This is a genomic window from Bacillota bacterium, from assembly GCA_036504675.1.
GTDB lineage: Bacteria > Bacillota > Sulfobacillia > JAJYWN01 > JAJZPE01 > DASXUT01.
In genome coordinates this window covers 1-11,424 of record DASXUT010000010.1, presented here as the reverse complement: position 1 = coordinate 11,424, position 11,424 = coordinate 1, and the positions used below count along the sequence as shown (strand labels likewise).

The following is an 11,424-nucleotide window of genomic DNA, read 5'->3' as shown; positions in this document are numbered from 1 at the left end:
ACCAGGCCCACCTCCACCTGTGCCATCCCGTTCACGTCCGTCACACGTCGACCAGCGTCCCCGAGGTGATGTGGGTCATCAACCTGGTCGGCCGGGCGTTCGCTCGGCATCAGCCCCTCATCCTGGTCGGCGACATCTTCGCCACCAATGGTGCCGGGGCGCCCGAACTCCTCTATGAAACGGCGGCCAACGCCATCGCCAACGTCAGCGGCGGGATGCACCTCCTGGGGGTCGCGGCGACCAACGGCAAGACGGCCAACGCCAGCGGTCTTGAGGCGAGACTCATGGCCGAGGTGGGCCGGGCGGTCGTCGACCGCGGCTTGAGCTATGGGCGGGCCAACGAACTGATCCTGCAACTCCTCCCGGCGTACCGCGACACTTTCACCGCCCCGCGGCTCGGTCAACCGTTCTCCGAGGTCTACGACGTCAACCGGGTCGAGCCGGCCGACGACTGGCGCCGTGAGTATGACGCGGCCAAGGAGAAGCTGGCGACCATGGGGCTCTTTTGAGGATGGACCGATGACGATGGGCGCCATGATCAAGGCGACAGAGGTTCCCTCCGGGCCGCCGACGATGGTCGGAAGCCTCTTCTTCCGCGGCCAGAAGCTCGTGTGGGACAACGACAAGGGTCTCTTTGACGCCCGGGCGGCCCGGGCCCTCCTCCGCCGCGAGGAGGACGTGGCTAAGGCCTGCGGCCTGCCCCGGGTGATCGACGTCATCGGCGACACGGCCGAGGCCTTGCGTCGTCACCTGGAGTTCGTCGCCGAGAATTGCGATGACCTGATGATGCTCGATTCGGCCGACCGCTCCGCCCGCATCCAGGTGGTCCGGCAACTGAAGGGTTCACCTCTGGCCGACCGGTTGATCTACAACTCCATTGACGAGCGGGTGAGCCGGGAGGAACTGGACGTCGTCCAGGACAGCGGCCTCAGGCGGGCGGTGGTGCTGGCCCTGGGCAGCACCGTCATTCGGCCTTCCGAGCGATTGAAGCTCCTCACGGGAGGGGCGGACGACTCCCAGGGCGGACTCATTGCCCGGCTGCAGAGCCGCGGCGTCGATGATGTCTGGGTCGATGCCGGGGTACTCGACCTGCCCAGCATCGGTTGGTCGGCCCTGACCCTGGCCAGGGCCAGGGAGATGTTCCGGGTCAGGGTCGGCTGCGCCCCGTGCAACGCCGTCTACCTGTGGATCCGCGATCGCCGTCCGCCACCGAAGGTCTTGGCGGCGGTAACCGCGGCCGCCTTCAGCCTTCCACTGGCCTGGGGAGCCGATTTCGTTTTCTACGGCTCCCCGGCCAACGCTCCCTGGGTCTATCCCGCCGTCCAGGAACTCCAGGGGATGCTGGCCTACGCCGCGAGAGAGGCGGCCAGGGAACGTGACCAGCGGGGCTGACTGAGTAATGCTGCTTTGAACCCCTCCGTCCGGATGGACGGAGGGGTTTTCCGCGCGCCGATCCTTGACTTACAGGGTGACCCTTCCCTCGGCGGCGGGTTCCCCGACCCAAAATGGTTCATTCCAAGGCCCCCGCGCCAAGGGAACCACTCCCAGGTTTCCGACGTCTTACTCGGTAGGGAAGCCCATCGGGGAGGTAACACAGTGAAGCCTAGGGCCACCCTCGCCCTTGCCATTCTTCTGGCCCTCGCCCTGCTCGGAGGGTGCCGAGGGGGCGGGGCCGGCCCGAGCCCCGTCTCGCCCGGCGCGGCCAAGGCGGAGCCCATCCCGGGCGTCACGGCGGAGGTCTGGGAGGTCAGGCGCGCCGCGGAAGTCCTGCGGATGCCGGTTTCCCCCGGCCAACAGGTCGCCGTCGGCACCGGCGAGGTGACCGTCAAACTCCGCCTGCCCAAGGGGACGACCCTCGAGGGGGTCAAACCCTTCCTGGTCCTCGAGCCCGGGGAGGTCCGTTTCAACACGGCCGAGTGGGAAAAGGAATTCGTCATCGACATCCTCTGGCCGGACCACGAGGTCCCCAGGATCGGCTTCACCCTCAAGCAAGGCGCTCCCCTGGGCGGGCCGACCGCTACCGCTCTCTCACGGGACTTCACCCTGACCATCGAACGGCGGAAGACCGTCAGCACCTTCACCATCGTCGAAGTCGGAAACGAGAACGTTGCCGTTCCCTACACCGGCCCGCGCGGGGGCTATGACCTGGCCGCCGGGCTCCACACCTTCAGGATCGACTTCAGTAAGGCGATGGACCGGGCCTCGGTCGAGGCGACGGTCGCCAGGGCCCTGACGGCAAGTGCCTCCGCGTACCCGCCGGATGTTCCGGTCTCGCCGCCCAGCCCGGTCTACAAGTGGAAGGGCGGCAAGACGGTCGAGGTCAGCCTGGAAATGGACGCCGGCCCGGGGGCGGGCAAGCTCCGGGCGGTCGGCCGGCACTACCTGATCTCTCCGAACGGTGCCCTCGATAAAGAAGGGGTCGCCGTGTCCTATGACGGGGACCTGTGGGTCACGGTCAGGGCGCCGGTCGCGGTGTTCCGGGTCCCGGCGGCGGGCCCGGTGGATGGGGTGACCGGAGGCGGGGAGGGGCCGGGCGGCGGCGCCGAGAAGCCGATCCTCACCCTGAACCCCGGGCTTCCGGTGATCGACGTCGACCAGGATGGCCGGCGGTTCTTGGCCCTCGAAAGTCTGAACGACACGGCCATCGGGGACTCAGGGGACGCGCCGCCGTGGTACGTCCCGAAGTTGTTGACCCCCGACGGCCGGGCGGAGGACCTTCACCACAAGAGCGGCGGGGTGCAGGACATCGGGTTAGCGGATGCCGGCCGGATCTGGGCGGCCTCCGTCCGCGAGGTGACCGTCTCCACCGCCGACGCGTGGGATGACCCGGACACCTGCATGAAGGCCGGTGTCGGCGGCGAATTCATCTTCGATGGGCTGGCTGTTTCCGGCGACGGCTGGACCACCGCCTACCTGATCCGGAGCCCGGATCAGTCCTCCCGCGACGGCGGCCACCGGGTCACGGTGGACCTGTGGGTCTTCCACCCGAAATCCCCCACCGGTCGCGACAGCTCCTTCAAGGCCGTCGCTCAAATCCCCGCCATGTCCGATTTCTACGGGCCCCCCGTGGGCATGGCCATCGACCGCGACGGGAAGACCCTCATCTTCAACGACCTGTCCGTCGCCAACCACCCGTTGGCCGTGGTCGACCTGGAGACGGGGGCCAAGACGACCATCGCCCCGCCCGCCGACATCCCCGTCGCCGTGCCGATCGCCGGGTTCCAGAAGGAGTTGGCCATCTCGGCCGATGGGAGAACGGCTGCGGGCGTCGTCTCGGACCGCGTCGTCATCGTCGCCCTGGCGGCCGGCTCGACTCGCTCGGTACGCCTCCCGAGCGGCCGCCAGTACCTCGGGTCGTCCCGTCCTTTCTCGTCGGCCATGAGGTTCTCCCCCAACGGCGCGTTCCTGGCTTTCCAGGTCATCTCCGGCGCCCAGCCGGATGAAGAAGCCAGGGTCATGCTCTACGACCTGACCACTGAGACCCTCACCGACCGCGGCCCCGGCAGGCTGATCGGGTGGTCGGCCGACGGATCCAGTCTTTTTGTCGTTAGACCCTCCGCGGTTTCTCCCGGCGATGGGTCATGACCACCGGGCTGCTACTGGGGATGACAAAGCCCTCGGGAGCGGTATCGACCGCTCTCAAGGGCTTCGTTGTCGTACGCTGATTGACGCCTACCACGCCTGAGGCAGGCTGATGGCGGGACTACTGCCCCATCGCGTTGGACAGCCGGATCATCGTCGTGAAGGCCTGCTGACGGGTGTAGGTCCCATTCGGAGAGAAGGCGTTGTTCCCCGTGCCGCCCATGACCGCCCGGTTGCTTTTGACGTCCATTGCCGCGGAGATGAAGGAGACGGCATCCTTGGCCCAGGACTGGATACTGGAGGCGTCGCTGAAGGCGACCTCCTGGCCGGATGGGGAGTAGCCCAACACTTTGGCCGTCCGGGTGAGCATCACCGCCGCCTCCTGACGGGTGATCGAGCCCTGCGGGTCGAAGCGCCCGTAGCCCTTGCCGCCGACGATCCCGAGGACGTTGGCCGCCAGGACGGTGTCGTTCTGAGTGTCGGTGAAGACCCCTCTGTTGATGACCAGGGACTTCTCGGCCAGGATGGTCTCGATGGGCTTGCCCGTCTTGACCACGATCAGGTTGACCGCCAGGGCGCAGAAGTCCTCGCGGGTGATGTTGCTCTTGTACCCCGATTGCAGGCTCTGGGGGACGAGGCCGGCGGCGATGGCCGCGTCAACCTCAGCCTTGGCCCAGGAATCGGCCTCGTCCTTGGGGGCCCGGGCACTGAGGGGGTTGGCGATGAAGCCACAGTTGCCGGCCGTGCCGACCGAGGCCAGGCCTTCGCTGAAGGGCGAGGCCACGTCGAACTGCGGCTCGATGACCCACTTCCCGGTCTTGTCGATGAAGCCCCACTTACCGTCCGGCAGCCTGACCGGGGCCAGCCCCTCGCTGAAGGCATCGACCTCCTCGAACTGGGCGGGGATGACATACTCGCCGGTCTTGTCGATGAACCCCCAGTGTCCGCCGATGAGGTCGTCCAGGACCCTGGCCAAGCCGTCGCTGAAGCTGTAAGCTGTGGCGAACTTGGCCGGGAAGGCCAGCGTCCCCGTCTTGTCCGTATAGCCGAACATCTTGCCGAACATGCTCACGCTGACCTTCACCGGAGCCAGCCCGTCAGCGAACCCCCCTCGTCCGATCGAATCGAACCTCGGGGAAATGACATAGGCCCCGGTGGTGTCGACGAAGCCGGTCTGGTAATCGGCGTTAGAGATAGCCGCCAGCCCTTCGTGGAAGCTCCCAAGGATGTTGTAGAGCTGCGGAAGGACTATGGCCCCGGTCTTGTCGATGAACTTGTGGTCCCCGGTGTCGTCGTAGACGATGGCGAAGCCTTCGCTGAAGCCGCTCGACACCGCCGGGAACCGCGGGGTGATCACGTACTGGCCGGTCTTGTTGATGAATCCCCATTTGTCTTTCACTTGCACGGCCGCCAGTCCGTCGCTGAAGCCGTAGGCGTCGTTGAACTGATACCCGATGACGAGCTTGCCGGTCTTGTCGATGAACCCGTACTTACCGTTCTTCTCCACCAGGGCCAGCCCCTCGCTGAGGCTGCCCGGGCCCCCGTAGCCCCATTCCCGGGTCGGCCCGAGGACCCACGTGGGCTGGACTCCCGCGGCCGATACGGGGGCGAGTGAAGGCAACGCCACGGATAGGAGTAAGACGGCACAGAGCGCGGCGATTACTTTCCCAGCTGCAGCCCTCATCTACTCACTCGTCCTCCTTAACGCACTGTCGAGGCACCGTTGCGGAAGGCAAAAGGCCCCTCCTTGCCCATTCTTGGAGCGATGCCCAAATCCTCCCTGGAGGACCCGGTCTTGGTACCAGACGCTCAGGACTGGTCTTACTGCCCTCTCCGCCGAGCCTGGTCCAATAATCCGACCAGACCTTCGGCGGGGCGGGAGACCCCGCGGGGGCGTCGCGGCCTGCTGTCACGAAAGGTGGCCGGCGCCGGGGTGTCGAACCCTCCTCGCGGGTCAGGCAGGCGTCTTCGGGGCAGGAAAAGGGGAGTCCATTGAATCAGAGCGGACGCGTCTTCGACATCATGCGGTTCTCGACCCGGGACGGCCCGGGCATCCGGATAACCGTCTTTCTCAAAGGCTGCCCGCTGCGCTGCCGGTGGTGCCACAACCCCGAGGGCATCGAGACTACGCCCGACCTATTGTTCCGAGACGAACGTTGCACCGGTTGCGGTGAATGCGTGAAGGCCTGCCCTAACGGGGCGATAGCCGTCGGGGGGCCGGTGGGCGCACTCTCCATCACCGATGCGGCCAGGTGCCGGCAGTGCGGACGCTGTGCCGCGGCCTGCCTAACGGGCGCCCGTCAGCTGGCCGGGCGGGAGATGAGCGTTGGCGAGGTCATGGCGGCGATCGATCGGGACACGATCTTCTTCGACCAGTCGGGCGGCGGGGTCACCTTCTCCGGGGGCGAGCCACTGGCTCAGCCGGCCTTCCTGAGCGGGCTCCTCGAGGCCGCCCGGGAGCACGGTCTGCGCACGGCCGTCGACACTTCCGGGCTGGCGGCCACGGAGACCCTCCTGTCCATCGCCCACATGGTCGATCTTTTTCTCTATGACCTCAAGGTGATGGATCCGGAGAAGCACCTCGCCTTCACCGGTCAACCCAACGATGTGATCCTGCGGAACCTGCGCGCCCTGGCCGACCGACACAACCACGTCGTCGTCCGCATCCCGCTCATCCCCGGGGTCAACGACGACGAAGCCAACGCCGTCCTGGTGGGAGAATTCCTGTCGTCGGTGAAGACCATTCGGGAAGTGGGCCTGCTGCCCTACCACCGGGCCGGGGTCGACAAGTATCGACGGCTCGGCCGGCCCTACGCCCTGCCCGACCTGACCACGCCGCCGGACGCCGCCGTCTCGGCCGTGGCTGCCCGGCTAATGGGCTTCGGACTCAAGGTCCGAGTCGGACACTGAAGAACGGAGGGACGATCATGAACCCCAGGGTTGCCGAACTGCGCCGCGAGAGCATCGAGGCGACGCCGTCGCTCTCGGCCGAGCGAGCCATCCTGACGACCGACTTCTACCGCCGGGCGCCGGAGGTCTGCCCCGACGCCTCGCCGGCCGTCCTCCGGGGCCTCGCCTTCAGGCACCTGATGGAGAACCAGGAGATCCACGTCGGCCGCGGCGAGCTTATCGTCGGCGAGCGCGGACCGCGGCCGAAGGCCGCCCCGACCTACCCCGAGCTGTGCTGCCACAGCCATGAGGACCTCCGCGTGCTGGACTCCCGGGAGAGGATTGCCTTCAAGGTCGACCCGGAGACCTTCCGCGTCTACGAGGAGGAGATCACCCCCTTCTGGCGCGGGCGCACGGTTCGCGACCAGCTCTTTGCGGCCATGACCGACGAGTGGAAGGCCGCCTACGAGGCGGGCATTTTCACCGAGTTCATGGAACAGCGGGCGCCCGGCCACACGGTGGCCGGCGACAAGATCTACAAGAAGGGCTTCCGCGACCTCATCGCCGAGATCGACGAACGGCTGGCCCGGCTGGACGCGCAACGGCGGACCCGACCGACCGCGGAGCCCGCCGACACGTCCCCCGCCGAGCGCGACCAGCGTGAGGAACTGCGGGCCATGCGGATCTGCGCCGAGGCGATCATCCGCTTCGCCGAGCGCCACGCGGAGAAGGCCCGGTCGATGGCCGGCGCGGAAACCGACCCGGCCCGCCGGGCCGAGATCCTCCACGTCGCCGAGGTTTGCCGTCGCGTCCCGGCCAACGCCCCTCGGGACTTCCACGAAGCCCTCCAGGCTTACTGGTTCGTCCACCTCGGGGTGATCACCGAGCTCAACACGTGGGATGCCTTCAACCCGGGGCGCCTGGACCAGCTGACGACTGCGCTGACGCCCTGGCGGTCGAGGTCTTCAACGCCTTCTTCGAAGCGGTCGACGGCCGGCCCAACCGGCGCGGCGGGGTCTACCGGATCAACATGCTCCCGACCACCTGCCACGTCTACTTCGGCTCGGTCACCGGCGCCGCCCCGGATGGGAGGCGGGCCGGGCAACCGCTATCGGAAGGCATCTCCCCGGTCCAGGGCGCCGACCGGCGCGGACCGACGGCCGTCCTGAGGTCGGCCGGCAAACTGGACCACGCCCGCACCGGCGGGACCCTCCTGAACCAGAAGTTCTCGCCGCAGGTCCTGGAGGGGGAGGAGGGCCTCGACAACCTGGCCCACCTCGTCCGTTCGTACTTCAAGCTCGGCGGCCACCATATCCAGTTCAACGTGGTCAGCGTCCGGACCCTCCGCGAAGCCCAGACCGAACCGGACAAGCACCGCGACCTCATCGTCCGGGTGGCGGGCTACAGCGACTACTTCTGCGACCTGACCCGCGCCCTCCAGGACGAGATCATCGCCCGGACGGAGCACTCGGATTGGTGAAGCCGCCAGCCGCGGCCGCCCACCGGCGAGACTCTTCCCGCGGGGTGTACGCCGCCGACGGGCCTCATCCCGCCGGGCCAGCGACAAAAGACGGCAGGGGCCTACAAGAGCCCCTGCCGTTGCTGATTTCCTATCTTCCGCCCGCACCAAAAGTTGTCTTGGCTAAATCATCTCACCGGCGTCGCCGGTCCTCTCACCGCCGGCCTCAGTGACCTCCGGCGTCGCCACCGAGGGCGACATCGGGGTCGTCGTGGCCGGCGCCGCGACCGGCGTGGCCGGCGCCAACGCCACAGTTGACGAGGCCACTTCGGCCGGCCCTTCGGGTCCGGGCTGTCCCTCAGCCCCTTGACCCTGCAGGGCCTCCTGGATCTTGGCATGCGTTCGAATCAACTTAATCGCCCGAGTGCGGTAACCATTATGATCCCTCATGAACTCCTCGACCGCGCCTTCAGCCAGCAGCCGGTCGATGGCCTTATGAACCTCGGATGGACTGGTGGCTCCGGAGCCGGAGAAGTACTTGACGAACTGGCTGACGCCGACGAAGGGCAGGTTCCTTTCCCCGGTGGCCAGGGCCCTGATGACCTCGACCTCCTGGACCGGCCGGGTCGCCGGCCCCTCGAGCTCGTGGACCACGGTGGCGCTGGCCCTCAATTCTTGACTGACGGAGCCCTTGACCCCAACGATCACCACTTCGAGCTGGAAGCGAACTCTCAACTTGGCGACGGTGCTGGCGAAGTGGCCGTCGCCGGTCATCAGGAGGAAGGTCTTGATATCGTCGCGGTCCAGATAGGTCTGGTAAATGTCCTCGAGCATGGCGAAGTCGGCGTAGTCCTTGATCCGTGTCCCGCGGACCTCGGCGGGGACGTCGCTGCATTCGATACTGGCCGTCCTGAGCTGGCCCATCATCTTCCTCAGGTGGGGCTGCTGGAAGTCGGCGAAGGCTTTGGCGTGGACGATGTTGCCGTAGCGTTGAGCCAGTCTGATCAGTTCTTGTGGGTCGGGGCTCACCCCAAAGAGGTTGTGGTAACTGTATTGGATGTTCTCGAAGTCGATGAAGACGGCCACTTTCTCACTACTTGCAGGCATCTGGGGCAATCAACCTCCTCATAGAAATGGCGGGCGGGTTGTCATTGTCAAGGTTCGTACAGAACCGAAATCTTAGGGGCCGCACTTATTGGCGATGGCCGGAGACCCAGTAGTGGTATTAATTCAGAGGCTTTCCGGTCTCCCTCCAGTGCCACTATTATAACCTCCGGTGCCTCCCGGCGCAAACAAGGTTTTTCGACCGGCTTCCCAAAGCCTCGGTTTCTCCTTCCGGGCGGCCCCCAGTCCTCCCCGGAAAGCCCTTTTTCAGAAAGGTGGCAATAGCAGGGACCTGTTCGGCTCGAAGGACATCCCGGCCCACAACGTCCTGCTGGCCCACGACGTCTACATCCTCGAGTATATCTGTAACACCCCGAAGCTCAAGGACCCGGAATGCTTCCTGATCGTCGCGCCGCTGAAGCTGAGGGGCCTCGAGGCCTCCCCGACGCGGGTCTTCGCCGTCGAGGGGATGGGCAAGTAGGATTCGGTGGCGCGGCCGTAGAATCAATGCCCTGGGCCACCCAGCCTCAGTCGGGCGGGTCGGGCCTTTCGTTGAAGGGGGAGAGAAGAGCGTGAAAACCGCCCAGGAGTATAAAGACAGCATCAAGCGAATGAAGCCCAGAGCCTACGTCCTCGGCAAGCTGGTCGACTGCCCGGCCGAGCACCCGATGCTCCGGCCGTCGCTGGACGCCGTGGCCATGACCTACGAACTGGCCGGCGACCCGGCCCAGACCGCGCTGATGACGGCCAAGTCCCACTTGAGCGGCCGCCCGGTCAACCGCTTCACCCACGTCCACCAGAGCCCCGAGGACCTGGTGGCCAAGGTCAAGATGCAACGGCTCCTCGGCCAGAAAACGGGCACCTGCTTCCAACGCTGCGTCGGGATGGACGCCATGAACGCTCTGGCCAGCGTGACCTTCGAGATCGACCAGGCCAAGGGGACGGACTACCACCGCCGCTTCGCCCGCTTCCTCCAGCGCGTCCAGGACGAGGACCTGGTCTGTGACGGGGCGATGACCGACCTCAAGGGCGATCGCTCCAAGCGTCCCAGCCAGCAGGCCGACCCGGACCTCTTCGTCCACGTTGTCGAGGTGAAGAAGGACGGGATGGTCGTCCGCGGGGCCAAGGGCCACCAGACCGGCGCCCTCAACTCCCACGAGATTGTCGTCATGCCGACCATGGCCATGAAAGAGGAGGACGCCGCCTACGCCGTGTCCTTCGCCGTCCCCAGCGACACCGCGGGGATCACTTACATCGTCGGCCGCCAGGCCTCTGACACCCGGAAGCTCGAAGGCGGCACGATGGACGTCGGCAACCCCCGCTTCGGCGGCCATGAGTGCCTGGCCGTTTTCGACGACGTCTTCGTCCCCTGGGAGCGCGTCTTCATGTACCGCGAGTACGAGTTCGCCGGGACCCTGGTCGAGCGCTTCGCGGCCTATCACCGCCAGAGCTACGGCGGGTGCAAGGTGGGGGTGGGGGACATCCTCATTGGGGCGGCGGCCAACCTGGCCGAGTACGTCGGGGTCAAGGACGCCTCACACATCAAGGACAAGCTGGTCGAGATGGTCCATTTGAACGAGACCCTCTACGCCTGCGGGCTGGCCTGTTCGGCCGAGGGCAAGCCGACTGCCTCCGGCGTCTACCTGGTCGACCTGCTCCTGGCCAACGTCTGCAAGCTGAACGTGACCCGCTTCCCGTACGAGATCGCCCGGTTGGCCGAGGACATCGCCGGGGGGCTGCTGGTCACCCTGCCGTCCGAGGCCGACCTGAGGAGCCCGGAGACCGGGCCGTACATGGAGAAGTACCTGGCCGGCGTGGCCGGGATCAAGACCGAGTGCCGCCTGCGGATGCTGCGGCTGGTCGAGAACCTGACGATCGGGGCGGCCGCTGTGGCCTACCGGACCGAGTCGATGCACGGGGCGGGTTCGCCTCAGGCGATGCGGGTGGTCATCGCCCGCCAGGCCAACCTGGAAGGAAAGAAGCGCCTGGCCAGGGAATTGGCGGGAATCTAAGGGGGGGTCGACCTGGGCAAATACTTTGAGGACTTCGAGGTCGGGGAGGAGCAAGTCACCCCCGCCCGGACGATCACCGAGACCGATGTCGTCAACTTCGCCGCCCTCAGCGGGGATTACAACCCGCTCCACACCGACGAAGAGTTCATGCGCCAGAGCCAGTTCGGTCGGAGGATCGCCCACGGCCTCCTGGTCCTGGCGGTCTCCCACGGCCTGGTCTTCCGGCTCGGGCTCCTGGAGGGAACGGTCATCGCCTTCCTGGGGATCGAGTCCCTGGAGTTCAAGGCCCCGACCTTTTTCGGGGATACCATCCATGTGGTCGTCAAGGTCATCGACAAGCGGGAGTCCAAGAGCAAGCCCGACCGGGGCGTCGTTCGC

General features: G+C 66.5%; 9 protein-coding genes and 1 pseudogene. 8 read left to right on the top strand and 2 right to left on the bottom strand.

The window, feature by feature from the left end:
- From VGL40_00560 to VGL40_00550, 3 genes are all read left to right on the top strand, one after another.
- A partial coding sequence (locus tag VGL40_00560) for a monomethylamine:corrinoid methyltransferase (GenBank protein ID HEY3313765.1) occupies positions 1-509 on the top strand: 509 nt, incomplete at its 5' end.
- Between the two features lie 10 nt (positions 510-519).
- Positions 520-1,392, top strand: coding sequence for a tetrahydromethanopterin S-methyltransferase subunit H (locus VGL40_00555; GenBank protein ID HEY3313764.1), 873 nt, complete (start codon positions 520-522; stop codon positions 1,390-1,392).
- A 204-nt stretch (positions 1,393-1,596) separates the two neighbouring features.
- Positions 1,597-3,585 carry a hypothetical protein gene (locus tag VGL40_00550; protein HEY3313763.1) on the top strand — a complete coding sequence of 663 codons (1,989 nt, stop codon included), beginning with the start codon at positions 1,597-1,599 and terminating at the stop codon, positions 3,583-3,585.
- Positions 3,586-3,703: 118 nt separating this feature from the next.
- Here VGL40_00550 and VGL40_00545 read toward each other — a convergent pair whose 3' ends face one another.
- Positions 3,704-5,266 (bottom strand): WG repeat-containing protein, encoded by a 1,563-nt coding sequence (locus VGL40_00545; GenBank protein HEY3313762.1) that lies wholly within the window; start codon positions 5,264-5,266, stop codon positions 3,704-3,706.
- A gap of 308 nt (positions 5,267-5,574) precedes the next feature.
- On the opposite strand from VGL40_00545, the gene VGL40_00540 reads away from it, so the two are divergent.
- A complete protein-coding gene (locus VGL40_00540; GenBank protein HEY3313761.1) occupies positions 5,575-6,492 on the top strand; it encodes a glycyl-radical enzyme activating protein in 918 nt (305 codons plus the stop codon).
- A gap of 17 nt (positions 6,493-6,509) precedes the next feature.
- Positions 6,510-7,951 (top strand): annotated as a pseudogene (locus tag VGL40_00535) (pyruvate formate lyase family protein).
- A gap of 162 nt (positions 7,952-8,113) precedes the next feature.
- Here the strand turns inward: VGL40_00535 and VGL40_00530 are convergent.
- The gene (locus VGL40_00530) at positions 8,114-9,037 is read right to left on the bottom strand and encodes an NYN domain-containing protein (GenBank protein ID HEY3313760.1); all 924 of its coding nucleotides are present in this window, start codon (positions 9,035-9,037) and stop codon (positions 8,114-8,116) included.
- Between the two features lie 169 nt (positions 9,038-9,206).
- Between VGL40_00530 and VGL40_00525 the strand changes: the two genes are divergently transcribed.
- The 3 genes from VGL40_00525 to VGL40_00515 form a co-directional block, all read left to right on the top strand.
- The gene (locus VGL40_00525) at positions 9,207-9,515 is read left to right on the top strand and encodes a hypothetical protein (GenBank protein ID HEY3313759.1); all 309 of its coding nucleotides are present in this window, start codon (positions 9,207-9,209) and stop codon (positions 9,513-9,515) included.
- Positions 9,516-9,606: 91 nt separating this feature from the next.
- The gene (locus tag VGL40_00520) at positions 9,607-11,046 is read left to right on the top strand and encodes a 4-hydroxyphenylacetate 3-hydroxylase family protein (protein HEY3313758.1); all 1,440 of its coding nucleotides are present in this window, start codon (positions 9,607-9,609) and stop codon (positions 11,044-11,046) included.
- A gap of 12 nt (positions 11,047-11,058) precedes the next feature.
- Positions 11,059-11,424, top strand: a 366-nt coding sequence (locus VGL40_00515) for a MaoC/PaaZ C-terminal domain-containing protein (protein HEY3313757.1), incomplete at its 3' end; no start/stop codon positions are given.